Origin of the sequence: Shinella yambaruensis (assembly GCF_022899355.1) — a bacterium.
Taxonomy (GTDB): Bacteria; Pseudomonadota; Alphaproteobacteria; order Rhizobiales; family Rhizobiaceae; genus Shinella; species Shinella yambaruensis.
Window position 1 is genome coordinate 389,076 of record NZ_JALJCK010000005.1, and the last position, 25,988, is coordinate 415,063.

Sequence of the window (25,988 nt, forward strand, 5' to 3'; positions counted from 1 at the left end):
CGCGTTCAGGCGCCCGCAAGCAGCCGCAGCTTCCGAAGCTGGGTTTCGCGCGGCTCGTGCATGTCCAGCATGCCCTGCAGCCGGCCGTCCGCACGGATGAGGAAGAGGCCGGCGGTGTGCTCCATCGTGTAGCTGTCCGAAGCGGTCGGCACTTTCCTGTAGAAGGCCGAGAAGGCATCCGCCGCCGCCTTCGTCTGGGCCGCGTCGCCGCGAAGCGCGATGATGCGCGGATCGAAGGACGTCATGTAGAGCTTCAGGAGATCCGCCGTGTCGCGCTCGGGATCGATGGAGATGAAGAGCGGCGTGATGCGATCCGCCGCCGGGCCGATATCCTGCAAGAGACCCGACAGTTCGAAGAGCGCGGTCGGGCAGACATCCGGGCAATGGGTGAAGCCGAAGAAGGCCAGATAGGGTTTTCCGGCCAGATCGGCGGAGCGGAAGGGCTTGCCGTCGACGGTCTCAAGTTCGAAGACACGCCGTTTTGCCGCCTCGCCGGACGGCGCCCTTGCCGCGACCGTCACGGCGACGATCGCGGCAAGGGCAAGGAGCGCCCGGCGCCTCATCCCCTGATCGGCCTCAAAAGACGGAGCGCATTCAGCGTGACGAGCACGGTGGCGCCGGTATCGGCGAGGATCGCCGGCCAGAGGCCGGTGATGCCGACCACGGTCGTCACCAGGAACACGCCCTTGAGGCCGAGCGAGAGGACGATGTTCTGGACGATGTTGCGCATGGCGCGTTGCGACAGGTCCGTCATCAGCGCGACGTCGCCGACGCGGCCGTGCAGGATGGCGGCATCGGCCGTCTCCAGCGCCACGTCGGTGCCCCCGCCCATGGCGATGCCGACATTGGCGGCGGCGAGCGCCGGGGCGTCGTTGATGCCGTCGCCGATCTTGCCGACGACATAGCCTTCGCGCTGCAACTCGCCGACGATGCGCTGCTTGTCCTCGGGCATCAGCTCGGCGCGCACCTCGATGCCGAGTTCCGCGCCGACGGCCTTTGCCGTGCGGGCATTGTCGCCGGTCAGCATGACCGTCCGGATACCGGCGTCCTTCAGTGCCTTGAGGCCGGCGGCCGCGTCGGGGCGCGGCTCGTCGCGCATGGCGACGGCGCCGGCGAGCACGCCGTCGACCACCAGCATGGAGACGGTCTTGCCGTCGTCGTTGAGCGCGGCGGTGGTGGCCTTCACCTCGTCGGAAAGCGTCACCGTCTCGGCGACGGCCCTGGGCGAGCCGAGGAAGACCTCCCTGCCCTCGACGGTAGCGGCAACACCCTTACCGCCGAGCGCCCGCGCGCCGCCTGCGACCGGCGGCACGATGCCCTCTTCCGCCGCCTTGCCGAGAATGGCGAGCGCCAGCGGATGGCTGGAGCCGGCCTCCAGCGCGGCGGCAAGACGCAGCACCTCGCCGGACGAAGCCGAGAAGGCGACAATGTCGGTGACCTTCGGCTTGCCCTCGGTCAGCGTGCCGGTCTTGTCGAAGGCGATGGCGGTGAGCTTGCCGAGGCCTTCCAGCACCGCGCCGCCCTTCATCAGGAGGCCGCGGCGGGCGCCGGCGGAGAGCGCGGCGGCGATCGCCGCCGGCGTCGAGATGACCAGCGCGCAGGGGCAGCCGATCAGCAGAACGGCAAGGCCCTTGTAGACCCACTCGCTCCATACGCCGCCGAAGAAGAGCGGCGGGATGATCGCGACGAGCGCGGCGACCACCACGACGCCGGGCGTGTAATATCTGGAGAAGCGGTCGATGAAGCGCTCGGTCGGGGCCTTGGATTCCTGGGCCTCCTCGACCAGCTTGACGACGCGGGCGATGGTGTTGTCCGCCGCCGCCGCGGTGACGCGCACGCGCAGGGCCGCTTCGCCGTTCACCGTGCCGGCGAAGACGGTGTCGCCGACCTCCTTGCGCACCGGCGTGCTTTCCCCGGTCACGGGCGCCTCGTCGATGGCGCTCTCGCCGTCGATGATCGTGCCGTCGGCGGAAATGCGGTCGCCGGGGCGCACGAGGATGACCGCGCCGACGGCCAGCCCCTCGGCCGGCACCTCCGTCGTCCGGCCGCCTTCTTCCAGAAGCGCGGTCTTCGGCACGAGGGCGGAGAGCGAGCGGATGCTGTCGCGCGCCTTGCCGGCGGCGACGCCCTCCAGCAGTTCGCCGACGAGGAAGAGGAAGACCACGGCGGCGGCCTCCTCGGTCGCGTTGATGATCACCGCACCGACGGCGGCGATGGTCATCAGCATCTCGATGGAAAACGGCGTGCCGGCCAGCGCGGCCATGATGGCGCGCCGGGCGATCGGCACGAGGCCGACGAACATGGCGATGACGAAGGCATAGGTCTCGATGGCCGGAAAGAGGTGGCCGATGCCGTAGGCGAGGACCAGCGCCGCGCCGGCAAGGATGGTCAGCCGCCCCTTCCTGCCCTTCCACCAAGGCCCTTCGGAGGGGCCATGGTCGTGGCCATGCAGCCCCTCGACGGTCGCCGCCTTCGGCGTGTGGTCGTGACCGGCACGATCATGGTCGTGATCGTGATCATGCGCATGGCCATGATCGTGCTTGTGGCCGTGTCCATGGTCATGCCCGTGGCCATGGTCGTGGTTGCAGCCGGGGCCGTGCACATGTTTTGCCGCGGGCTTTTCCGCGCCCCCCGCAGCCGGCGTCACCGAATAGCCGAGCCCGGAAACCTTGCGGCGGATCGCCTCCAGGTCGCTGGTCGCATCGTGCTGCACGCGCATGGTGCCGGCGGTGACGGAAACGGAAACCTCCGCAACCCCCGGCATGCGGCGCACCGCCGTGTCGATCTTGCTGGCGCAGGAGGCGCAATCCATGCCGCCCACCCGGAACCGGGTCTCTTTCACATCGGACATCGTAGATTCCTCTTTCGTCTCGTGAAGAGGTTCTACGACCTCTAGCGACTAGAGGTGCAAGAGCGAAAAACGCAAAATCGCGCAAAAAGAGGTGCATTGAAATCCATGGCCGCGCTGTGCTACAGAGCCCCCACTTATTGCAGGTTTCATCTGCTGGTTGGGGAGGACGCCATGTCTTGCGACGCCCTCTTCCAATCGGGGATGGGCTCGGTCGACGCCCCCCGAACGGAAGAACGCTTTTCGACGTGTGCCCCGGCGGCACGCTCTGGCTTTGACGCCGTTGCGCCGACCCGCCCCGTGCGGCCGGCCAAGACGCCGTGCCTGCCTGCTCTTTTCCCGACGAGGCACCGCGAGCGGGGCAACAGCGCAAAAGCGCTGTCATACCGCCGTGTCCGGACGACGATACCGTAACTTCCGGCTTTCCTTTCTGAAATCCACGCGAGAGCGGAGGTCTGCACCTCCCTCGCCTCGCGTTTCTATCGCGTTGCCGGCTTTTTGCCGGCGGCCGGCACACCCAAAGAAGACAGGTCCAGCATGTCCCTGACGACACCCTACTATCTGATCGACAAGTCGAAGCTGCTCGCCAACATGGAAAAGATCGCGCTTCTCCGCGAACGCTCCGGCGCCAAGGCGCTGCTGGCGCTGAAGTGCTTCGCCACCTGGTCGGTCTTCGATTTCATGCGCGACTACATGGACGGCACAACCTCCTCCTCGCTCAACGAAGTGCGCCTCGGCCACGAGCGCTTCGGCAAGGAGACCCATGCCTATTCCGTCGCCTATGCGGACTACGAGATCGACGAGGTCGTCAGCCACGCCGACAAGATCATCTTCAATTCGATCGCCCAGCTCGACCGCTTTGCCGACAAGGCCGCCGGCATCGTCCGGGGCCTCAGGCTCAATCCCGGCATCTCCTCCTCGAGCTTCGATCTCGCCGATCCGGCCCGCCCCTTCTCGCGCCTCGGCGAATGGGATGTGAAAAAAGTCGAGCCGGTCATGGACCGCATCTCCGGTTTCATGATCCACAACAACTGCGAGAACGGCGATTTCGACCTGTTCGACCGCATGCTCCGCGTAATCGAGGAGAAGTTCGCGCCGCTCCTGAAGAAGGCCGAATGGGTGAGTCTGGGCGGCGGCATCCACTTCACCGGTGAAACCTATCCGCTGGAAAAGTTCGCCGAGCGGCTGAAGCGCTTTGCCGGCGAATATGGTGTCGAGGTCTATCTGGAGCCGGGCGAGGCCTCGATCACCAGGTCGACCACGCTCGAAACGACGGTGCTCGACCTTCTGAACAACGGCAAGGACCTCGCCATCGTCGATAGTTCCATCGAGGCCCACATGCTGGACCTGCTGATCTACCGGGAGAAGGCCAAGCTTTCCCCAAACACCGGGCCGCACCGCTACATGATCTGCGGCAAGTCGTGCCTGGCCGGCGACATCTTCGGCGAGTTCGATTTCGAGAACGAGCTGAAGGTCGGCGACCGCATCTCCATCCAGGATGCGGCCGGCTACACGATGGTCAAGAAGAACTGGTTCAATGGCGTGAAAATGCCGGCGATCGCCATCCGCGAACTCGATGGCGAGATCAAGACCGTCCGCGAATTCACCTACGCGGACTATGAAGAAAGCCTCTCCTGAGGCGTCCTGAACGGGTAGAAGGAGATAACCCCCGAAATGAAGAAGAACGTGCTCATCATCGGCGCCGGCGGCGTCGCACAGGTCGTGGCGCACAAATGCGCCCAGAACAACGACGTGCTCGGCGACATCCACATCGCGTCGCGCACCAAGGCGAAGTGCGACAAGATCATCGCGTCGGTCCATGAGAAGAAGGCGATGAAACAGGCCGGCGTGCTCGAAGGCCATGCGCTCGACGCCCTCGATATCGAAGCGACCAAGGCGCTGATCACCTCAACCAGGTCCGGGATCGTCATCAATGTCGGCACCGCCTTCCTCAACATGTCGGTGCTGCGCGCCTGCATGGATACGGGCGTCGCCTATATCGACACCGCGATCCACGAGGAGCCGGGCAAGATCTGCGAGACCCCGCCGTGGTACGGCAACTACGAGTGGAAGCGCGCGGCCGAATGCGAGGAGAAGGGCATCACCGCCATCCTCGGCGCCGGCTTCGACCCGGGCGTCGTCAACGCCTATGCCAAGCTCGCCAAGGACGAGTATCTCGACAAGGTGACCGACGTCGACATCGTCGACATCAATGCCGGCAGCCACGGCAAGTACTTCGCCACGAACTTCGACCCGGAAATCAACTTCCGCGAATTCACCGGCGTCGTCTATTCCTGGCAGAACGGTGCGTGGCAGACGAACAAGATGTTCGAGATCGGCAAGGATTACGACCTGCCGGTCGTCGGCACGCGCCGCGCCTATCTCTGCGGCCATGACGAGGTGCATTCGCTGGCCAAGAACATGGACGGCGCCAATGTGCGCTTCTGGATGGGCTTCGGCGACCACTACATCAATGTCTTCACCGTGCTGAAGAACCTCGGCCTGCTCTCCGAGCAGCCGGTCAAGACCGCCGAGGGCCTCGAAGTCGTGCCGCTCAAGGTCGTCAAGGCCGTGCTGCCGGATCCGGCGTCGCTCGCCCCCGGCTATGAAGGCAAGACCTGCATCGGCGACTATGTGAAGGGCCTGAAGGACGGCAAGGAGAAGACCGTCTTCATCTACAACGTGGCCGACCACAAGGAAGCCTATGAGGAAGTCGGCTCGCAGGGCATCTCGTATACCGCCGGCGTTCCGCCGGTCGCCGCCGCGATGCTCGTGGCCACCGGCGAATGGGACGTGAAGAAGATGGCCAACGTGGAAGAACTGCCGCCGAAGCCCTTCATCAACCTGCTGAACCGGATCGGCCTGCCGACCCGCATCCAGGACGAGGATGGCGACCGCGCCTTCAGCTTCTAAACCTTGAAAGGACGGCCGCGCCCCGCGTGCGGCCGTCCCATGCACAGCAGGTCACTTCGGGCCTGAAGGCGACATCGATCTGGCCGACGCTGCCGCCAAAAACGGACAGCGCGGACAGCGCACTCACCGCCTCACGGTCATTCCTCTCCGATAAGACAGGTGCCCATTCGCCGTCGACATCCGTCGGTCAGGCTACAGACCCGCCGTCACGCGGCTGCGGGGGCAGGCTGACCTCGCCGGGCGCCGCGGCCACCTCGCCAAGATCCCTCATCACGCGCCGCAGCGACGCATTCGCGCAGAGCGTCCGGTACTGGGCATAAAGCGCGCGGTAGGGCTCCGCGGTCTCCGGTCGGGGACGGTAGGTCTGGAACTCCCGGGCGCCGAAGCGCGCCGAGCCGTCGCGATAGGTGCCGACGAGCCCGGCCGCGACCGCGCCGTGGATGGCCGCGCCGACGGCCGTCGCGTTGGCGATCTGCGGAACCTCGATCGCGCACTCCATGACGTCGGCCATGATCTGCACCAGAAGGGGGTTCTTCTTCGCCAGGCCGCTGGTCATCAGGACACGATCGACCGTGAATTCCGCCGCCCGATAGAGATCCAGAACGGTTCGCGCGCCGAAGCAGAGCGCTTCGAGCAGCGCGCGGTAGATGCCGTCGGCGGTCGAATGAACCGTCAGGCCGAGCAACAGGCCGCTCAGCATGGAATCGGCGAGCGGCACACGGTTTCCGTTCCACCAGTCGAGCGCGATCAGATGGTTGCTCCCGGCCGGCAGCCTCGACGCAGCCGCGTTGTAGAGCGCGAAACTCTCCTCCATGCTGCCGCCCCGCGGGAAGGCCTTGACGAACCAGGCGAGCATGTCGCCGAAGCTGGCCTGCCCGGCCTCGTAGCACCAGAGATCCCGCACGGCGCCGTCGATAGCCACGCCTTCGATGCCCGCAGGCAGGGAGCGATAGTCCGCGCCGAGATAGAGATAGGCCGCCGACGTGCCGAGCGCGCCGACGAAGCATCCGGACGAGACAGCGCCGATGGCCGGCAGAACGACATGCGAGTCGATGACCGCGACCGCGATGGTCGTAGGGCCTTCGATGCCCGTACGCGCATGCCAGGCGGGCAAGAGGCTGCCCGCCGCCGACCCCACGGGAAGCGGTTGCGACAGCTTGCCCTCAAGCCCCGGCACGATGCCTTTCGGATAGCCGGAGACGCGCGAATACTGCGCCTTGTAGGCCGCAAGGCCGAGGCTGCGCGCCTCCGTTCCACAGAGTTGCCAGACCAGCCAATCCCCGCCTTCCATGAAGCGGGCCGCCGCCGCCCAGATATGGGGCGCTTCCTGCGCGATCTGCGCGGCCTTGGGAAGCAGCCATTCCCCGGACAGCTTGCCGCCGAAATTGTCGAGGAAGCCGCCCCCCTTCCGGTTGATCGCGTCGGCATAGGGTTGCGCGGCGCCGTGTTTCCACAATTTGACATAGGCATGCGGGTCGTTCGGGTGGATATCCGATAGCGCGGCACCCTCGCTCGTCGCCGGCATCGGCGAACTCGCCGTGAAGCCGACGCCGATCGACAGCACCCTCCGGTTCCGCCCGAGACGGCCGAGGATCTCCTCTGCCGCCTCGACATAGTCCGCGGCATTCTGCAGGGCCCATCCCCGCGGCAGCGCCGCTCCGCCGGGAAGCGCGCCGGTCAGGATACCGTGACGATAGGCGTGGACATGACTGTCGATCTGCTCGCCGGTCACCGCATCGAGGATGACCCCGCGCGCGGATTCCGAACCATAGTCCAGCCCGATCACATAGCTGCGGCTCATACCGTCAACCTTTTCCTGCCGACGCCAGCGGGGAGACTGCGCACCGTTGCGGCCACGGCGGGCTCGACGGCATCCATCGAAAGCGCCTGGATCGCGTTTGCGCCGTCTTCCGGCTGAACCGGCGTGCTTGTCTCAGGCATTTTCATCCACCCGTCTCTTCCAAGCGCCGTCGCCTACGCGTCGCGTCCTTCTCGCTTGGCGAATAAATTCAACACCAGTATCCATAAGTCAATCAACTTATGTATGTTATTTTACATAAGTTTGGAAAAGGGCTGAATCCCGACCTTGTCCCCGGCGTTCACCCATGGACTTGCGATGAGAGCGGAAGAAAACGGGACATTCGGCCATCGACCACGCTGCGCTGGACAATGCGGGTTCGCCCCCACAGCCCAGGCATCGGAGACCGGCTTCGAGCATCAAGCCGGGCGGAACCGGGGCGCCGCCCTACCGTTTGCCTTTCATGAAATGGAGGGAGGAGCCCTCGGTCTGCGTCTGCGCGGCGTGGAGGTTGCGGTATCGTCCGTCGCGTCGCTCGATGAGGTCGCTGTGGCTTCCCTGCTCGACGATGCGGCCGTCGTCGACGACGAGGATGCGGTCGGCGTTCGCGATGGTGGCCAGGCGATGGGCGATGACCAGCGTGGTGCGGCCGGCCGAGAGCTCGGCGAGCGATTGCTGGATCGCCCGCTCCGTCTGCGTGTCGAGCGCCGAGGTCGCCTCGTCGAGGATGAGGATCGGCGGGTTCTTCAGGAAGATGCGGGCGATGGCGAGGCGCTGCTTCTGCCCACCCGAGAGCTTGACGCCGCGCTCGCCGACGACCGTGTCGAGACCGTCGGCGAGGTTGGCGATCACGTCGTCGAGGCGCGCCCGGCGCGCCGCATCGAGGATCTCCGCCTCGCTGGCCTCCAGCCTTCCATAGGCGATGTTCTCGCGGATCGTGCCGGCGAACAGGAACACGTCCTGCTGCACGATGCCGATGTTCGAGCGCAGCGACCGCAGCGTCATGTCGCGGATGTCGATGCCGTCTATGGTGATCGCGCCCGATGCGACCTCGTAGAAGCGCGGCAGCAGCGAGCAGATCGTCGTCTTGCCGGCGCCGGACGGACCGACGAAGGCGATCGTCTCGCCCGCTCCGATCGAGACGTTCAGCCCGCCGAAGACCGGCCGGTCGGCACCATAGCCGAAGCTGACGGCGCGATATTCGATATCGCCGGCAAGGCGCCCGACATCCCTGGCACCCTCGCGGTCCCGGATGTCCGGCTCCGTGTCGAGGAACTGCGTGTAGCGCGTGAAGCCGGCGATGCCCTTGGGATAGGTCTCGATGATCGCGTTGATCTTGTCGATCGGCCGGAAGAACACGCCGACCAGGAGCAGGAAGCCGACGAAGCCGCCGGCCGAAAGCTCGCCGCGCGTCACGAACCAGGCGCCGGCCAGCATCACCACCACCTGCACGAAGCGCATGGAAAGGTAGGAGAGCGACATGGAGGCCGCCATCACCCTGTAGGCCTGGAGCTTGGTGACGAGGTAGTTCCGGTTGCTCTCGGCAAACAGCTTACGCTCGTGGTCCTCATTGGCGAAGGCCTGCACGACGCGGATGCCGCCGACATTCTCCTCGATGCGGGCGTTGAAATCGGCGACGCGGCCGTAGAGCGCATGCCAGGTCGTGGTCATGCGCGCGCCGTAATGGGTGGTGACGAAGGCCGTCAGCGGCACGATGACGGCGGTGATCAAGGCGAGCGGCACATGCACCCACAGCATCAGCACGAAGGCGCCGACGAGCGTCATGACGGCGATGAAGAGGTCTTCCGGCCCGTGATGGGCGACCTCGCCGATCTCCTCGAGATCCTTGGTCAGCCGGGCCACGAGATGGCCGGTCTTCTGGTTGTCGAAGAAGCCGAAGGAGAGCTTCTGCAGGTGGTCGAAGGCCTTACGGCGCATCTCCGCCTCGATGCGCACGCCGAGCATGTGGCCCCAATAGGTGACGATGACCTGCAGGCCCGCATTGACGAGGTAGATGAGGAAGAGGCCGAGGGCGGCGAGCGCGACGAGGTCGAGGCGGCCGGTCGGCAGCAGGCGGTCGATGAACAGCGTCACGGCGACGGGAAAGGCGAGCTCCAGGAGGCCGGCGACGACGGCCGAGGAAAAGTCCAGCGCGAACAGGCCGCGGTGCGGGCGATAGTAGGACGCAAAACGCTTCAGAAGGGCAGACATCGGCAGGCGCGCTTTCGGTATTGGCATTGTGTTCATGAGATAAGACGATCGACGGCGCCGCTTCTACCACGTTCAATACAATTTTTCTCCGACCGGCGCGCATTTGCCGCGCCCACGCGGCTTTCGGCAAGAGGCCTCGTGCGGAAAGGCCGCTCTTGAGGGATGCGGCGTGTGCCGCGGGGGTCCCCATCCGGTTGCGGAGGCTGAGACCACGGAGACCTGTCAGGCATAAGCAACCACATCGATTGGCGGAAATCGTCATCCTGCACTGGACACAAGCGCTCGAACCGACCGTAAGTCCTCAACAAAGAGAGCATGCTGGCGTTGGCGCTCCGCTTTGTCCGGCAGGCGCAGCAGGAAGGACGGATGGATGGTCGGGTACAGGACGACGTTGCCCTGCATGGCGATCGGCCTGCTGCGAAGCTGGCTCAGCGGCGTGCGCTCGCCGCTCAGCGCGTAGATCGCGGTCGCACCGAGCGCCACGATCAGCTTCGGCTTCACGAGTTCCACCTCCCTGGCCAGCCACCAGCGGCAATGTTGGATCTCACCCTGGTTTGGCTTCTGGTGAATGCGGCGCTTGCCGCGCGGCTCATATTTGAAGTGCTTGACCGCATTGGTCAGATAGAGCGTATCGCGGGCAATGCTGGCTTCCTTCAGCGCCGCGTCGAACACCCTTCCCGCCGGGCCGACGAACGGGCGGCCGCTCAGGTCTTCCTGATCACCCGGCTGCTCGCCGACCATCATGAGGCGCGCATCCTGCGGCCCTTCTCCGAAGACGGTCTGCGTGGCCGTGCAATGCAGCGGGCAGCGCGTGCAATGGCGGGCCTCTGCGCGCAACGCCTCCAGCGTGCCGGCTTCCGCCAATCCCGGTTCGGCGATGGCCTGCGCGGCTTCCTTCAGCCGATAGTGAAAGGCCGGCGGGTCGCTGGCGGCGCGTTCGGCCATCGCGCGCACATTGGCCTCCGCATTGGCGATCAGTTCGGGGATCAGCGCGGCTTCCGGCAGGTTGCGCCAGTATTTCTTCGGCATCTCCGCCTGCATGGCCCTGATCTTGAGCCGCGCGGGATTGAAGATGCTGGCATAGTAGGTGCGCCAGAGTTCGTCCGTCGGGTCGCCGTGCCCGGGATCATCGCCCGGCCGCGTGTCGGCGATCAGGGCTTCGCCGTCCCAGCTCGCCGTGCCCTTCGGCGTGGCGATGATCCAGTCCATATCGGCAAAGCGGCGGCGGAAGAACGGCGCGGTTCGGGCGACGACGAAATGCGTCGGTTCGAACCAGGCGAAGAACCGCCGGCGACCTCCGGCCTCCCCTGCGATTTCCTTGAAGCGGACGAAGGCCGTCATCTTGTGGCTGTCGCGCGCGACGTTCCTGGCCAGAAGCCGCGCCCAGGCGACATCCTTGTCCGACGTCAGCTCCAGCAGGCGACGGTCAGATTGCAGCCGCCAGAGCAGCCGATAGAGCAGATGAAAGCGCCCCGGCTCGGTGTGGCACGCGACGGCTTCGGCGAGCGGCAGGAAGGAAGGCGGCACGACGACCGGCGGCGCGGCGGCATCGGGCGCCGGCAGGTCGGGTGGGGCGCTCGCCTCGAAGAGGCCTATATCGCCCTGAATGCGCCAGTCCACGTCGCGCGGCGAAATACCGGCAGCCGCCAGCGCCCGCGCCGCATCGCGCCATTCGGAAAAATCACCGCGGCCGAGCAAGGGGATCGTGTGCATCAGAGCAGCGAAAGCTGTTCCGGTTTCGGGGCAAAGAGCGTCTTGAGGTCTGCACGGTCGGCAAGACGCCGGGGTGTCCATCCCTCCGCCTCGATGAAGGCGCGCACCTTGCGCAGGGAAACGCCGAGCCGCGCCAGATCCTCCAACCGCAGGCGGCGAAAGCGGCGGCTGGACAGGATCGCATCCACCGTCTTCAGGCCGAACCCCGGTACGCGCAACAGGGTTTCGCGCTCCGCACGGTTGACGTTCACAGGAAAGGTCTGGCGGTGGGTTAGCGCCCAGGCAAGCTTGGGGTCCATGTCCAGATCGAGCATGCCGCCTATCGATGCCGTGATCTCGTCCACACCGAAACCGTAAAAGCGATAAAGCCAGTCAGCCTGATAGAGCCGATGTTCGCGCACCAGCGGCGGCTTGATGAGCGGCAGCGCGCGGGAGGCATCGGGAATAGGGCTGAAGGCGGAATAATAGACACGTTTCAGGCCGTAGCTGCCGTAGAGCCGGGCGCTGGTCCTCAGGATCGTCGCATCGTCGGCTCCATCGGCGCCAACGATCATCTGTGTGCTCTGCCCGCCCGGCACGAAACGCTTGCGGCGCCTGGTCTGCAAGGTCGGCTCGTCCGCCGCCTCGATCTTGCGGCGCAAATCGCCCATCGCACGACGAATGCCGTCCGGCCGCTTCTCGGGCGCAAGACGCCCGATGCCCGCGTCCGTCGGCAGTTCGATGTTGAGCGACAGGCGGTCCGCATAGAGTCCCGCCTCCTCGATCAGCTCCGGAGCGGCATCGGGGATCGACTTGAGGTGAATATAACCGCGGAAGCCGTGCACCGTGCGCAGGTCCCGCGCCACGCGGACCATCTCGCCCATCGTATGATCCGACGAGCGGATGATCCCGGACGACAGGAAAAGCCCCTCGATATAATTGCGCCGATAGAATTCCAGCGTCAGCCAGACCACCTCATCCGGCGTGAAACGCGCACGCTCCACATTGCTTGAGGACCGGTTGATGCAATAGGCGCAGTCGAAGATACAGAAATTGGTGAGCAGGATCTTCAGAAGTGAAATACACCGCCCATCGGGCGCATATGCATGGCAGATCCCCGCACCTTCCGTGGAGCCAAGGCCGTTGGACCTGAGCGAATCCCGTTTCTCTGTCCCGCTGGAGGCGCATGACGCGTCGTATTTGGCGGCATCCGCCAGGATGGCCAAACGAGCCTGTAGCGATTTCTTCATAAATGTTCACTATATGTTCCGTTTCGCGCTGTCAACAGATCTCCCGCAGCCCGGCGACGGCGCCGGGGAACATGAACACAAGCGTCCCCGTGATCCAGCCCCCACGCCTCACATATTCGGATAGACAGGCCCCTCGCCGCCTTGGGGCGGGACCCAGTTGATGTTCTGGTTAGGGTCCTTGATGTCGCATGTCTTGCAGTGGACGCAGTTCTGCGCGTTGATGACGTAGACGTCCTGGCCGTCCTTCTCGACCCATTCATAGACACCGGCGGGACAGTAGCGGGTGGACGGGCCGGCATAGACGTCGAGCTCGGAGGTCTTCTGCAGCTCCGGGTTCTTGAGCTGGAGGTGGATCGGCTGGTCCTCCTCGTGGTTGGTGTTCGACAGGAACACCGAGGAGAGGCGGTCGAAGGTGAGCACCCCGTCCGGCTTCGGGTAGTCGATCTTGTTGTGCTTTGCCGCCGGCTCCAGGCTCTGCGCGTCCGTCTTGCCGTGCTTGAGCGTGCCGAAGACGGAGAAGCCGAACAGCGTGTTCGTCCACATGTCGAGGCCGCCGAGCGCCACGCCGACCGCCGTGCCGAACTTCGACCACAGCGGCTTGACGTTGCGCACCTTCTTCAGGTCCGAGCCGATGGCGCAGTCGCGCCAGCCCTGCTCGATCTCGATCGGCTCGTCATTGGCCCGGCCCGCCGCAATCGCATCCGCCAGCTTCTCGGCCGCGAGGATGCCCAACAGCACCGCATTGTGGCTGCCCTTGATGCGCGGCACGTTGACGAAGCCGGCCGAGCAGCCGATCAGCGCCCCGCCGGGGAAGGACAGCTTCGGCACCGACTGGTAGCCGCCCTCGGTGATGGCGCGCGCGCCGTAGGAGAGGCGCTTGCCGCCCTCGAAGGTGCCCCTGATGGCGGGATGCGTCTTGAAGCGCTGGAACTCCTCGAAAGGATAGAGATAGGGGTTCTTGTAGTTGAGGTGCACGACGAAGCCGACGGCGACGAGGTTGTCCTCCAGGTGATAGAGGAAGGAGCCGCCGCCGGTCTTCATGCCGAGCGGCCAGCCGAAGGAGTGCTGCACGAGGCCGGGCCTGTGGCTTTCGGGCTTGACCTGCCAGAGTTCCTTGAGGCCGATGCCGAACTTTTGCGGCTCGCGGCCCTCGTCCAGCCTGAACTTGGCGATGAGCTGCTTGGCGAGCGAGCCGCGCACGCCTTCCGAGATCAACGTGTACTTGCCGAGAAGCGCCATGCCGCGGGTATAGTTCGGGCCGGGCTCGCCATTGCGCTCGATGCCCATGTCGCCGGTGGCGACGCCGATGACGGCGCCCTCGTCGTTGTAGAGCACTTCGGTTGCGGCAAAGCCGGGATAGATCTCGACGCCGAGCTCTTCCGCCTTGATCGCGAGCCACCGACAGACATTGCCGAGCGAGACGATGTAGTTGCCGTGGTTGTTCATCAGCGGCGGCATGAAGGCGTTCGGCAGGCGGACGGAGCCGGCGGGGCCGAGAAAGAGGAAGCGGTCGTCGGTCACTTCGGTCTTGAAGGGATGGCCGGCGTCCTCGCGCCAGCCGGGCAGCAAGCGGTCGATGCCGATCGGATCGACGACGGCGCCCGACAGGATATGCGCGCCGACTTCCGCGCCCTTCTCCAGCACGACGACGGAAAGCTCCGGGTTCACCTGCTTCAGCCGGATCGCCGCGGAAAGGCCCGCCGGACCCGCACCCACGATCACAACGTCGAATTCCATGCTCTCGCGTTCGGGGAGGTCTTCCGCCATCGACGCCATCCGGTCAAAGCGCCTTTTCGAGTTCGGGCAGGGCGTCGAAGAGGTCTGCGACGAGGCCGTAGTCTGCGACCTGGAAGATCGGCGCCTCCTCGTCCTTGTTGATCGCCACGATCACCTTCGAATCCTTCATGCCGGCAAGGTGCTGGATCGCGCCCGAGATGCCGCAGGCGATATAGAGCTGCGGCGCGACCACCTTGCCCGTCTGCCCGACCTGCCAGTCGTTCGGCGCATAGCCCGCATCGACCGCAGCGCGGCTTGCACCGACGGCGGCGCCGAGCTTGTCGGCCACCGGAAGGATCACCTCCTGGAACTTCTCCGACGAGCCGAGCGCACGGCCGCCCGAGATGATGATCTTCGCAGACGTCAGTTCCGGACGGTCGGAGGACGACAGCGCATCCTGAACGTGGGTGGAAAGACCCGGATTGGCAGCAGCCGAAACGGTCTCGACCGAAGCACTGCCGCCCTCACCGGCTGCGGCGAAGGACGCCGTACGCACCGTGATCACCTTCTTGGCGTCAGTGGACTGGACGGTCTGGATAGCGTTGCCCGCATAGATCGGACGCTTGAACGTGTCGGCCGAGACAACCTCGACAATTTCCGAGACCTGCGCGACATCGAGCAGGGCGGCAACGCGCGGCAGCACGTTCTTGCCGACCGAAGTCGCGGCCGAGACGATGGCGTCATAGCTGCCGGCAAGCGACACGATCAGCGCCGCCAGCGGCTCGGCGAGGTTGTTGGCGAGGCTTGCATCGTCGGCGAGCAGAACCTTCGTCACGCCCGACAGCTTCGCCGCCTGTTCGGCCGCGGCCCTGGCACCGGAGCCCGCGACGAGCACATGCACGTCGGAGCCGATCTGCCCTGCCGCCGTCAGCGCCTTGGCGGTCTGGTCGGAAAGGTGTGCGTTGTCGTGGTCTGCCAGAAGAAGAATGGCCATGTTCGTAATCTCCTCAAATCTCGCCGATCAAAGCACGCCGGCTTCGGTCTTGAGCTTGTCGACCAGCTCGGCGACGCTCTTCACCTTGACGCCCGCCTTGCGGCCGGACGGCTCCTCGGTCTTCAGCACCTTCAGGCGCGGGCTCGTGTCGACGCCGAAGTCGGCCGGCGTCTTCCTGTCGAGCGGCTTCTTCTTCGCCTTCATGATGTTCGGCAGCGAGGCATAACGCGGCTCGTTGAGGCGAAGGTCCGTCGTGACCACCGCCGGAAGCTTGACCTCGATGGTCTGCAGGCCGCCGTCGACCTCGCGCGTCACGTTCGCCGAGCCATCGCCGATCTCCACCTTCGAGGCGAACGTCGCCTGCGCCCAGCCGAGCAGCGCCGACAGCATCTGGCCGGTCTGGTTCGAATCGTCGTCGATCGCCTGCTTGCCGACGATGACCAGACCCGGCTGTTCGGCTTCCGCCACGCCCTTGAGGATCTTGGCGACCGCCAGCGGCTCGACCTGGTCCTCGGTCTCGACCAGCACGGCCCGGTCGGCGCCCATGGCCAAAGCCGTCCGCAACGTCTCCTCGGCCTTGGCCGGGCCGATCGACACCACGACCACGTCCTCCGCCTTGCCCGCCTCCTTCAGCCGAAGCGCCTCTTCCACCGAAATCTCGTCGAACGGGTTCATCGACATCTTCACGTTCGCAAGCTCGACACCCGAGCCATCCGCCTTCACACGGATCTTCACGTTGTAGTCAACGACACGCTTGATCGGTACGAGCAGTTTCATGGGGTAACCTTTCAGCAAAGCGTACGGAAGCGCTCGACGATCACGTCCAGCACCTCGTTCGGGTCTCGTTTCCACCAGTTGCCGGCCGAGAAGATTTCCACCTCGCAGGGGCCGGCATAGCCGGCGCCCTCCACGGCCGCGCGAATGGCTTTCAGATCGGCCACGCCGTCGCCCATCATGCCGCGATCGAGCAGCACGTCGGTCGTATCGGCCAGCCAGTCGCAGAGATGGTAGCCGAACAGGCGGCCAGGGCCGGCGCGGCGCAACTGGGTTTCGAGGTCGCTGTCCCACCAGACATGATAGACATCGACGGCGATGCCGAGGTTGGGCGCGCCGACTTTTTCGCAGAGATCGACGGCATCGCGCAGCGTCGTCAGGCAGGAGCGGTTTCCGGCATAGACGGGATGAAGCGGTTCGAGCGCAAGCCGCACGCCGCACGCCTGCGCATACGGCGCGAGTTCCGCGACCCGGTCGGCGAGGATCTTCAGGCTGGCGGCGGTTCCTTTGGTGCCGGGATGTACGCCCCCGACGACGATGGTCAGCACCGGGGCACCGAGCGCTGCGGCCATGTCGACCGAGGCCTTTGCCCCGTCCATTACCGCCTGCCGGTCCGTCGCCTCGCCCCCGACGAGGAAGGGCGTGCGGCAAAGCCCGGCGACCGACAGGCCGGCGGCGCGCACCCGCTCGCCGATCTTCGCCGCGCGCGTCCCGATTTCCCGCCGCCAGAAGACGATGGAGCCGAAGCCGCGCGCCGCGCAAGCATCGATGACCCGCTCCGGCGGCCAGCCTGCGCCGTAGCCATCCAGATTGTGTCCGAGGCTCGCAGTGTTGAGCGCGAGCGCCGAATGGTCGGCCGAGAAGTCGCGCATCGCCTATGCCCCATAGAGGGTGAGCAGCCTCTTCATGCGCTCGACGGCGCATTCAGGGTCGCGCAGCAGGCCGCACTGGTCGGCCAGGCGGAAGATCTCGACGAAATAAGGCAGCGGGCGCATGGCCTGTGCGCCGTTCAGCATGACAAAGTGATCCTGGAAGCCGTTCAGCCAGGCAAGGAACACCACGCCGGTCTTGTAATACCGGGTCGGCGCGCGGAAGATCAGCCGGGCGAGCGGCACGGTCGGATCGAGCGTCGCGCGGAAGCCTGCCCTGTCGCCTTCACCCAGCCGCTCGACCGCATAGGCTGCCGCGGGTGCCAGCGGATCGAATATGCCGAGCAGGGCATGGGAGAAGCCCTCGCCGTCGCCCTCGACAAGCTCTGGATAGTTGAAATCGTCACCCGTATACATCTTCACGCCCGCCGGCAGCCGGCGGCGCATGACGATCTCCTTCTCCTTGTCGAGGAGGGAAATCTTGATGCCATCCACCTTGGCCATGTTCTCCTCGATGACCGCAAGCGCGGTCTGCATGGCCGGATCGAAATCGACGGTGCCCCAATAGCCGGCAAGCTGCGGATCGAACATGTCGCCCAGCCAGTGGAGGATCACCGGCTCGTCGCAGGCGGCAAGCACGTCCGAATAGATCCTGACATAGTCTTCCGGTCCCTTCGCGGCGCGGACAAGCGCGCGAGAGGCCATCAGGATGATGCGTCCGCCGAGCTTCTGGATGGCTTCGGCCTGCTCCAGATAGGCCTTGCGGACATCGTCGAGGCTGGTGGCCGCCGCCGGATCGAGATGGTCGGTGCCGCAGCCGTTCGCCACCAGCGCATCGGGCAGTTCCTCGCGCGTGCGGCGGATGAGCTCGAGCGCGCCCGGCCAGTCGAGGCCCATGCCGCGTTGCGCCGTATCCATGGCCTCCGCGATGCCAAGGCCGAGGCCGGCGAGATAGCGGCGGAACTCCATCGTCTTCGCCCAATCGACCGTCGCGCGGCCGGATGGGTCGTTGGCGGTGAAGGGATCGGCGACGACATGGGCGGCGGAATAGACGACGCGGGCGGGGTTCCGGCCAAGCGTCGCGGCGGCGATCGGCCTGCCAGACAGAAAATAGTCGGAAAGGCGGCCATCGGTATCGGGAAGCGCAATTTTCATGGCAAGACCTCAGAAGCGCGGAATGAGCATGCCGGCATCGGCCGGGATCGACAGTCCGGTGGTGTAGGGAAGCCGCCCCGACGCGAGCGAGGCAACCAGCGCGCCGATATCGTCTGGCTGGCCGACGCGTGGAAACAGGGTCAGGCCCTGCTCGGCCCGCTCGCGATAGGCGTCGATGACCGGCGCGGTCATCTCGGTGGCGATCAGGCCCGGCTGGACGTCGTAGACCGCGATCTCCTCGCGCCCGAGCCGGACGGCGAGCGCCTTGGAGACCATGGCGGCGGCTGCCTTCGAGGCGCAATATTCCGAACGCTGCTCGGCCACCGCGACGGCGTTCGAGGAAGTGACGTTGACGATGGAGTGGAAGAGCGGGGAGCGCTCCCGCGACAGCAGGCGACGGGCAAAGGCCTGGCTGAGGAAGAACATGGCCTTCGCATTGACGGCGAGGCAGCGGTCCCAGCTCTCTTCCGACACGTCCAGCATGTCGCCGCGCCTCAGCACGCCGACACCGGCATTGTTGACGAGCGTCGTCAGCCGGCCGAGCTTTTCCTCGACGACGGCGAGGGCGGCGTCATGGCCGCCAACCCGCGTGACGTCGAACGGTGCGGCGGCGACCGGCGCACCGAGGGCGGCGACCCGCGCCACGGCGGCCGACAGTTCCGCGTCGTCGACCGGACCGTTGACGGCGACGGCGAAACCCTCGCGCGCCAAGGCTTCCGCGACCGCAAGCCCGATACCGCGCGAGGAGCCTGTCACGAGCGCGACCGGGCGGACGGACGCGGCTCTCATTCCCTTGCGCCCTTCTTCAGGAGTTCGCGGGCGATGATCATGCGCTGGATCTGGTTGGTGCCCTCGTAGATCTGCGTGATCTTGGCATCGCGATAGAGGCGCTCCACCTCGAAACCGCGAATATAACCGGAGCCGCCGAACACCTGCACGGCATCCGCCGTCCTCTGCACGGCCATGTCGCCGGCGAAGCACTTGGCGATCGAGCAGGCCTTCGTCGCATCCGTGCCGGCGTCGATCTTCGAGGCGGCGGAGCGGACGAGCAGGCGGGCGGCCTCTATATCCTTGGCCATGTCGGCCAGCAGCCATTGCACGCCCTGGAAATCGGCGATGGCCTTGCCGAACTGTTTTCGCGTGCCGGCATAGTCGAGTGCGGCCTCGAGGCCGGCCTGGGCGATGCCGACCGCCAGCGAGGCGATGCCGACGCGGCCCTTGTCCAAGACCGACATCATCATGTGGAAGCCGCGGCCCTCCGTGCCGAGCAACGCATCGGCCGAAAGACGGACATCGGTAAAATTGAGCGCGCCGACCTGGCTGGCGCGCTGGCCCATCTTGTGTTCCTTCGGGCCGCGCTCGACGCCCGCCGCATGCAGGTCGACGATGAAGATCGACATGCCGCGGTTTCCCGCTTCCTTGTCGGTGCGCGCAAGCACGAAGCCGTAATCGGCGACCGGCGCATTGTGAATCCAGATCTTGCCGCCGTTCAGCCGCCAGCCATTGCCGTCGCGCGTCGCCGTCGTGCGGATGCCCGAGACGTCGGTGCCGGCCTCCGGCTCGGTGATGCAATAGGCGACCTTGGCGCGCATGCCGAGAATGTCCGGCAGCATCGCCTGCTGACGCTCCGTCCCGTGACGGACCAGCAGGGACGATATGAGTTCGAGCAGGCCGCACTGGTCGGCGACGGAGGCGTAGCCGCGGCTCAGCTCCTCCATGACGAGGGCGTAGGTCACCGTGTCGAAGCCCGGACCGCCCAGCGCTTCCGGTACGCCGATGCCGAACAGGCCAAGCTTGGCCATCTCGTCGTAGAGCTCCGCCGGGAAACGTTCCGCGCGGTCCAGCTCCTCGGCGACCGGCCGGATCACTTCATCGGCGAATGTGCGCGCCATCTCGCGCACCTGCTCCTGCACTTCTGTGAGATACATTCGATTCCTCCAATGTAGTAACTATCTAGTTACATACATTTGATGCCCGATCGGCGTCAAGATGGAAAAGTGCCCACAAGACGGGGAAGGTGCTTGCGCGCGGATTCGGCGCATGCATATTATGCACCATATAGTTACTTATGGAGAAGAACCATGCATCCCGGACAAAAGCGTAAATTCGGCCGGACGGATCTGGAGGTGACCGCCTTCGGTTTCGGAACCGCCCCTCTCGGCAATATTTTCCGCGAGATCGACGAGGCGACGTCGGAAGCGATGTTCGCGCGCGCCTGGGAGGCCGGCGTGCGCTTCTTCGACACCGCGCCGATGTACGGCCACGGGCTTGCCGAGCTGCGCACCGGCCATGCCCTGCGCTGGAAGACGCGGGACGACTTCGTCCTCGCTTCCAAGGTGGGTCGGCTGTTGCGCCCCGCGAAACGCGAGACCATCGACTTTGCGCCCTGGACGAATGCCGCCCCCTTCACCATGCATTTCGACTATAGCTACGACGGCACGATGCGCGCCTTCGAGGACAGCCTGCAGCGACTGGGGCTGGAACGCATGGACATGTGCTTCATCCACGACATCGACGTCTTCACGCGCGGAAGCGAGCAGCCCGAGGTGTTCGAGCAGGCGATGGACGGCGCGTGGCGGGCGCTGGAGCGGCTGCGTTCGGAAAAAGTGGTGAAGGCGATCGGCGTCGGGGTGAATGAGTGGCAGGTCTGCCATGAGGCTCTGCTGCGCCACGATTTCGACTGCTTCCTGCTGGCGGGCCGCTATACGCTTCTCGAACAGGAGGCGCTCGACAGTTTCCTTCCGCTCTGCGCGGAGCGCGGCGCGGCGGTCGTCGTGGGCGGCGGCTTCAATTCTGGCATCCTCGCCACCGGCGCGAAGGAGGGCGCGAAGTACAATTACGCGCCGGCGCCGCGTGACGTCATGGAAAAGGTGGCGAAGATCGAGGCCGTCTGTGCGGAACACGGCGTGCCGCTTGCCGCTGCGGCCCTGCAGTTCGTCGTCGCCCACCCCGCCGTCCCCTCCTTCATGGCGGGCACGCGCACGATCGAACAGCTCGACCAGAACCTTGCCTGGTTCTCCCATCCGATTCCAGGCGATTTCTGGGCGGACCTCAAGCAGAAGGGCCTGCTGCGCGAGGACGCGCCCGTCCCGGCCTGAAGCGCCATCCGCCCGCGCCGCCAAGGCGGCGCGGGTTTTGCTACCGGATCAGAATGGCCCGGAAATCGTTGACATTGGTTCCCGTCGGGCCAGGCACGAACAGGTCTCCGAGGCGGTGGAAGGCCGTCCAGGCATCGTTGGCGGCAAGCAGGGCGGCAGGGTCCACACCCAGTCCGCGCAAGCGCTGCATGCTGGCGCCATCGGCAAAGGCACCCGCATTGTCCTCAGAACCGTCGATGCCATCCGTATCGGCCGCGAGCGCGGCGAACGGAACGCCCTCGCCGGCAAGCACGAGCGACAACAGGAACTCCGTATTGCGTCCACCCTTTCCCTGCCCCCGGATCGTCACCGTCGTTTCGCCGCCCGACAGGATGACGACCGGACGCGTAAACGGGCGGTCACGGCTGGCGACTTCGCGGGCGATGGCCGCATGCACGCGCGCGACGTCGCGCGCCTCCCCCTCCATGCTGTCGGACAGGATGACCGCGGGCACGCCGAGCGCTTCCGCTCGCGCGGCGGCGGCCTCAAGGGAGAGACGCGCCGAAGCGACGACATGAACCTCGTGGTCGGCAAGAACCGGATCGGCCGGCGACGGCGGCTGCCCCTCCTCTCCGGCAAGCCAGGATTCGACAGCCTCCGGCAACTTGATGCCCCATGTCCCGACCAGCGCCCGCGCCTCCGCGCGATCGGCGGCATCCGCTATGGTCGGCCCGCTGGCGACCTGCGCCGGATCGTCGCCCGGCACGTCGGAGACGACGAGCGTCACGACCTTCGCCGGACGGCAGGCCACGGCAAGCCGCCCGCCCTTGATGCCGGAGACCTGCTTGCGGATCGCATTCATGACGGAGATCGGTGCACCGCTGGCAAGGAGCGCGCTGTTCATCGCTGCCTCATCCGCCAAGGTGAGAGGCCCTGGCGGACAGGGCAGCAGGGCCGAACCGCCGCCGCAGACCAGGGCGACCACAAGGTCCTCCTCGCCGAGACCTTCCACCGCCGCAAAGAGCGCCCGCGATGCCTGCAGCCCCGCTGCATCCGGCACGGGATGGGCGGCTTCGAGGACACGGATGCGCCGGCAGGGAGCGGCGTAGCCGTAGCGCGTCACCACCACGCCTTCGAGTGGGCCGTCCCACAGCCTTTCGAAGGCCGCCGCGAGTTGCGCCACGCCCTTGCCCGCGCCGACGACGACGGTTCGCCCGCGCGGCCGGGCTGGAAGATGGGCACGGAGCGCCGTCTCCGGATCGGCGGCCTCGACTGCAGCGCCGAAGAGGCCGGCAAGGAATTCTTTGTCACCTGGTTTCATGAGCCACGTCCCAAGGGCTGAATGCTGCCGCTGAACATTCTATTGACCGAAACGCGCCGGGCGCTTCTGCCGATAGGCTGCAAGGCCCTCCGTCAGATCGTCCGAAGACGCGGCAACGGCGCCGGCGAGAGCCTCGACCACTCGCTCGCTCTCCTCGCCCTCGGCAGCGTTGATCAGCATCTTGGTGAGTTCCGTTGCCCGGGCAGACCGCTGCAACACACGCGCCGCGGCGATCTGCGCGGCCGCCGCTCCCTCTCCCGTCGTCACGACCCGGTCCACCAGTCCGAGCGCCAGCGCTTCCTCGGCGGAAAACACCTCGCCGAACAACGCCATGCGGCGGACAAGGCCTGCACCGAACCGCCGCGAGGCCCGCTGCGTGCCCGACCAGCCGGGAATGATGCCGAGGCCGGCCTCCGGCAGGCCGATCTTCACATGCGCTTCGGCGATGCGCAGGTCGGCGCAGGCGGCAAGCTCCAGCCCACCGCCCAGCGCATGCCCGTTCAGGACGGCGATCAGCGGCACGATCAGCCGCGCCAGCGCATCGAAGGCATCATGGCCATCGCGCAGCCAGCGGCGGGAGAACGTGCCTGCATCGAGCCGGCTCCACGCCTCGATATCGCCGCCCGCGCAAAAGGACTTTGCGCCCTCTCCCGTCAGGATGGCGATGCGAGCATCCGAGCGTTCGATGGCACGACAGGCCTGCAACAACGCATCGACCATATCCTCGTCGATCGCATTCAGCTTTTCCGCGCGGCAGATCGTCAGGTACGCGATGCGCTCCTCGACACGGAGCTCGATGCGCGCGTCGCTCACAGGACCAGCCCCATGAGGTCATCGCGAAACAGCGCATCGTCCATCGTCTTGACCGTGTCGGAGACGCCGAGCGGCGTGGTCGCCTGGTCGAGGATATCCCGCTGGAGATCGAGGCCGGGTGCGATCTCGGTGACGACCAGCCCCTCCTGTCCGAGCTTTATCACGCAGCGCTCGGTGACATAGGTGACGTCCTGGCCCTGCGCGCGGGCGCGCTTGCCGGAAAAGCTGACCTGATCGACCTTCGGCACGAACTTGGCGATACGCCCTTCCTTGTCGATCACGAGGCGGCCGTCATCGACGCGCATCTTCGCGCCGGCATTGAAATTCCCGGAAAAGACGATCTTCCGCGCCCGTGCCGTGATGTCGACGAAGCCGCCGGCACCGGCGGTCCGGTGCGGCGTCGCCGCCAGACGGCTGACATTGACCGAGCCTTCCGCATCGATTTCGAGGAAGGAGAGCAGCGAACAATCGAACGCGCCCGCCTGGAAATAGCAGAACTGGTGCGGCGAGGCGACGAAGGCCTCCGCATTGGAGGCACAGCCGAACTTGAAGTCGAGCAGCGGCACACCGCCGACGGCGCCCTGCTCGATCACCCAGGTGATCTTGCCGTGCAGCCCCTCCTCGATCAAGATGCGCGGCACGTTCGCGGAAATGCCGAAGCCGATATTGACGGCCCAGTCCGCCCTCAGCTCCTGCGCGACCCGGCGGGCGATCACCTTGCCGACGTCGAGCGCGGGCAGGCGGAAGGTTTCGAGCGGCCGGAACAGCTCTCCCGAGATCGCGGGATCATATTGTGTCGCCGTCGTCTGCAACTGGTCGGGAGCCTCGACGATGACGTCGACGAGGATGCCGGGAACGCGCACGTCATGGGGACGGAAGGTCCCGTTGGCCGCAACGCGCTTCACCTGGGCGATGACCAAGCCGCCGGAGTTCCGCGCGGCAAGCGCCATCTCCATCGCGCCGAGCGTCGCACCCTCATGCTCGAAGGTCAGGTTGCCGTTCTGGTCGGCGGTCGTTGCCCGGATGATCGCGACGTCCGGGCGGATCGCCGGGAAATGCAGCCAGTCCTCGCCCTCGAAGGAGACGCGCTTGACGAGCGGCGCGGCCCGTGCGCTGGCATTCATGGCGCAGCCTTCCTGCTCCGGATCGACGAAGGTCTCCATGCCGACCTTGGTCAGCACGCCGGGGCGCTTGGCCGCGCCCTCGCGCAGCATGTCGAAAACGATGCCGGACGGCACGTTCCAGGCGGCAAGCTCCTCCTTCAGGATCATCTGCCAGACGAGCGGCGGCTCGGCATTGCTCGGCCCGGACGGATAGGAGCCGCCGATGATCTTCGCCAGCATGCCCGGCTTGGCGATATGGTCGACGCCCTTGGTGCCGAAGAGGTCGCCGGCCGCGATCGGATGAACCGAGGTGAGCCCGCGCGGATGGCCTTCGCGGTCGAAACGTTCTCCCAGCGCCTTCAGCACGGCATCGGGGCAGCAAAGCCCGGACGACGAATTGACCGCAACGACCGAACCATCCCTGACGAGCCTGGCCGCCTCGTCCGCAGTCTTCACCTTCCGCATGCCGTCCTCCAATTCCCATTGCATTAAGTAACTAACTAGTTATACATTAAACATGAACGGAGCGGTCGCGCAAGAAGGATCTTCGAACCGTCGTCCAATGGACGCACCGCCCCACATGGGCCCATCGAGGAGGAAGCATGAACATCTATTTCCAACGGAATTTTCAGCGCGGTTTCGGCACCTATCCCTTGAAGGGCGAGGCGCTGCGCACCGCCGTCCACGCGGCGATCGCCGCCGGCTACCGGGCGTTCGATACGGCGCAGATGTATGGCAACGAGGCCGAGACGGGTGCGGCGCTTGCTTCGAGCGGCGTCGCGCGCGGCGAGCTCTGCATCACCACCAAGGTACACCCGGACAACTATTCCGCGGAGACGTTCCTGCCGTCCGTCGAGGCCAGCCTGAAGGCGCTTCGGATCGACCGCGTCGACGCACTCCTCCTGCACTGGCCGCCGGCGGATGGGGATGTCACGCCGTCCCTGCGCCTGCTGCAATCGGCCAGGGAGAGAGGCTTTGCGGACGCCATCGGCGTCTCCAATTACACCGCACGGATGATGCATGTGGCGCGCGCCGTGATCGAGGGACCGCTCGTCACCAACCAGGTGGAATTCCACCCCTTGGTCGACCAGCGCAAACTCCTCGCCGCGGCGTCGGAAACGGGCATTCCCCTCTCGTCCTACGCGTCGATCGCCCGGGGCGAAGTGTTCAAACATGGTCTTTTCGCCGAAATCGGCGCGGCCTACGGCAAGACTGCCGCCCAGGTGGTGCTGCGCTGGATCCTGCAAAAAGGCGTTCCGCTCAACACCATGTCGACCAAGCCGGAAAACATCCGCGCGAATTTCGACATCATGGATTTCACGCTGTCGTCCATCGACATGGAACGGATCGACGCCCTCAACGCCACCGGCTATCGCATCATCAAGCCGGGGCAGTTGCCCTGGGCGCCGGAATGGGACTGATGCGAAAGGGCGGCCGCAGGGCCGCCCTTCCCA

The 25,988-nt window shown here is 65.9% G+C and carries 20 protein-coding genes; 4 read left to right on the plus strand and 16 right to left on the minus strand.

The window, feature by feature from the left end:
* Positions 1 to 5: 5 nt before the first annotated feature.
* Together MUU56_RS14540 and MUU56_RS14545 are read right to left on the minus strand one after the other, a co-directional pair.
* Complete coding sequence (locus tag MUU56_RS14540; RefSeq protein ID WP_244767991.1) at positions 6 to 563, minus strand: SCO family protein; 558 nt, start codon at positions 561 to 563, stop codon at positions 6 to 8.
* The gene (locus MUU56_RS14545; RefSeq protein WP_244767992.1) at positions 560 to 2,851 is read right to left on the minus strand and encodes a heavy metal translocating P-type ATPase; all 2,292 of its coding nucleotides are present in this window, start codon (positions 2,849 to 2,851) and stop codon (positions 560 to 562) included. The genes MUU56_RS14540 and MUU56_RS14545 overlap by 4 nt, the downstream gene beginning before the upstream one ends.
* A 534-nt stretch (positions 2,852 to 3,385) precedes the next feature.
* Between MUU56_RS14545 and MUU56_RS14550 the strand changes: the two genes are divergently transcribed.
* Together MUU56_RS14550 and MUU56_RS14555 are read left to right on the plus strand one after the other, a co-directional pair.
* Positions 3,386 to 4,486: a carboxynorspermidine decarboxylase gene (locus MUU56_RS14550; RefSeq protein ID WP_244767993.1), complete on the plus strand. Its 1,101-nt coding sequence runs from the start codon at positions 3,386 to 3,388 to the stop codon at positions 4,484 to 4,486.
* 36 nt (positions 4,487 to 4,522) lie between these two features.
* Positions 4,523 to 5,761 (plus strand): saccharopine dehydrogenase family protein, encoded by a 1,239-nt coding sequence (locus tag MUU56_RS14555; protein ID WP_244767994.1) that lies wholly within the window; start codon positions 4,523 to 4,525, stop codon positions 5,759 to 5,761.
* A 187-nt stretch (positions 5,762 to 5,948) separates the two neighbouring features.
* On the opposite strand, the gene MUU56_RS14560 is transcribed toward MUU56_RS14555, so the two are convergent.
* The 11 genes from MUU56_RS14560 to MUU56_RS14610 all read right to left on the minus strand — a co-directional run bounded on the left by MUU56_RS14560 (position 5,949) and on the right by MUU56_RS14610 (position 20,148).
* Positions 5,949 to 7,562 carry an FGGY-family carbohydrate kinase gene (locus MUU56_RS14560; protein WP_244767995.1) on the minus strand — a complete coding sequence of 538 codons (1,614 nt, stop codon included), beginning with the start codon at positions 7,560 to 7,562 and terminating at the stop codon, positions 5,949 to 5,951.
* A 444-nt stretch (positions 7,563 to 8,006) separates the two neighbouring features.
* Entirely contained in the window at positions 8,007 to 9,770 is a 1,764-nt protein-coding gene (locus tag MUU56_RS14565) for an ABC transporter ATP-binding protein (RefSeq protein WP_244767996.1), read from the minus strand.
* Positions 9,771 to 10,028: 258 nt separating this feature from the next.
* Positions 10,029 to 11,483 (minus strand): UdgX family uracil-DNA binding protein, encoded by a 1,455-nt coding sequence (locus MUU56_RS14570; protein WP_244768121.1) that lies wholly within the window; start codon positions 11,481 to 11,483, stop codon positions 10,029 to 10,031.
* Positions 11,483 to 12,712 (minus strand): putative DNA modification/repair radical SAM protein, encoded by a 1,230-nt coding sequence (locus MUU56_RS14575; RefSeq protein ID WP_244767997.1) that lies wholly within the window; start codon positions 12,710 to 12,712, stop codon positions 11,483 to 11,485. Before MUU56_RS14575 ends, MUU56_RS14570 begins: the two co-directional genes overlap by 1 nt.
* Positions 12,713 to 12,820: 108 nt before the next feature.
* The gene (locus MUU56_RS14580) at positions 12,821 to 14,479 is read right to left on the minus strand and encodes an electron transfer flavoprotein-ubiquinone oxidoreductase (protein ID WP_244767998.1); all 1,659 of its coding nucleotides are present in this window, start codon (positions 14,477 to 14,479) and stop codon (positions 12,821 to 12,823) included.
* A gap of 13 nt (positions 14,480 to 14,492) precedes the next feature.
* Complete coding sequence (locus MUU56_RS14585) at positions 14,493 to 15,422, minus strand: electron transfer flavoprotein subunit alpha/FixB family protein (RefSeq protein ID WP_244767999.1); 930 nt, start codon at positions 15,420 to 15,422, stop codon at positions 14,493 to 14,495.
* 27 nt (positions 15,423 to 15,449) lie between these two features.
* On the minus strand, positions 15,450 to 16,199 hold the full coding sequence (locus MUU56_RS14590; RefSeq protein ID WP_244768000.1) for an electron transfer flavoprotein subunit beta/FixA family protein: 750 nt from the start codon (positions 16,197 to 16,199) through the stop codon (positions 15,450 to 15,452).
* A gap of 11 nt (positions 16,200 to 16,210) precedes the next feature.
* Entirely contained in the window at positions 16,211 to 17,068 is an 858-nt protein-coding gene (locus MUU56_RS14595; RefSeq protein ID WP_244768001.1) for a sugar phosphate isomerase/epimerase family protein, read from the minus strand.
* 3 nt (positions 17,069 to 17,071) lie between these two features.
* Positions 17,072 to 18,220 carry a dihydrodipicolinate synthase family protein gene (locus MUU56_RS14600; protein WP_244768002.1) on the minus strand — a complete coding sequence of 383 codons (1,149 nt, stop codon included), beginning with the start codon at positions 18,218 to 18,220 and terminating at the stop codon, positions 17,072 to 17,074.
* A gap of 9 nt (positions 18,221 to 18,229) precedes the next feature.
* Positions 18,230 to 19,009: a 3-ketoacyl-ACP reductase gene (locus MUU56_RS14605; protein ID WP_244768003.1), complete on the minus strand. Its 780-nt coding sequence runs from the start codon at positions 19,007 to 19,009 to the stop codon at positions 18,230 to 18,232.
* Positions 19,006 to 20,148 (minus strand): acyl-CoA dehydrogenase family protein, encoded by a 1,143-nt coding sequence (locus MUU56_RS14610; RefSeq protein ID WP_244768004.1) that lies wholly within the window; start codon positions 20,146 to 20,148, stop codon positions 19,006 to 19,008. Before MUU56_RS14610 ends, MUU56_RS14605 begins: the two co-directional genes overlap by 4 nt.
* Before the next feature lie 153 nt (positions 20,149 to 20,301).
* Here MUU56_RS14610 and MUU56_RS14615 point away from each other — a divergent pair, with 153 nt between their 5' ends.
* The gene (locus MUU56_RS14615; protein ID WP_244768005.1) at positions 20,302 to 21,318 is read left to right on the plus strand and encodes an aldo/keto reductase; all 1,017 of its coding nucleotides are present in this window, start codon (positions 20,302 to 20,304) and stop codon (positions 21,316 to 21,318) included.
* Positions 21,319 to 21,358: 40 nt separating this feature from the next.
* Here the strand turns inward: MUU56_RS14615 and MUU56_RS14620 are convergent, their stop codons facing one another.
* Genes MUU56_RS14620 through MUU56_RS14630 form a run of 3 tightly spaced genes read right to left on the minus strand, consistent with a single transcriptional unit; the run spans position 21,359 to position 24,999 of the window.
* Positions 21,359 to 22,618: a glycerate kinase type-2 family protein gene (locus MUU56_RS14620; protein ID WP_244768006.1), complete on the minus strand. Its 1,260-nt coding sequence runs from the start codon at positions 22,616 to 22,618 to the stop codon at positions 21,359 to 21,361.
* 39 nt (positions 22,619 to 22,657) lie between these two features.
* The gene (locus tag MUU56_RS14625) at positions 22,658 to 23,431 is read right to left on the minus strand and encodes an enoyl-CoA hydratase/isomerase family protein (protein ID WP_244768007.1); all 774 of its coding nucleotides are present in this window, start codon (positions 23,429 to 23,431) and stop codon (positions 22,658 to 22,660) included.
* Entirely contained in the window at positions 23,428 to 24,999 is a 1,572-nt protein-coding gene (locus tag MUU56_RS14630) for an acyl CoA:acetate/3-ketoacid CoA transferase (RefSeq protein ID WP_244768008.1), read from the minus strand. The genes MUU56_RS14625 and MUU56_RS14630 overlap by 4 nt, the downstream gene beginning before the upstream one ends.
* Positions 25,000 to 25,136: 137 nt before the next feature.
* Between MUU56_RS14630 and MUU56_RS14635 the strand changes: the two genes are divergently transcribed.
* Entirely contained in the window at positions 25,137 to 25,955 is an 819-nt protein-coding gene (locus MUU56_RS14635) for an aldo/keto reductase (RefSeq protein ID WP_244768009.1), read from the plus strand.
* The last annotated feature ends 33 nt before the right edge of the window (positions 25,956 to 25,988 follow it).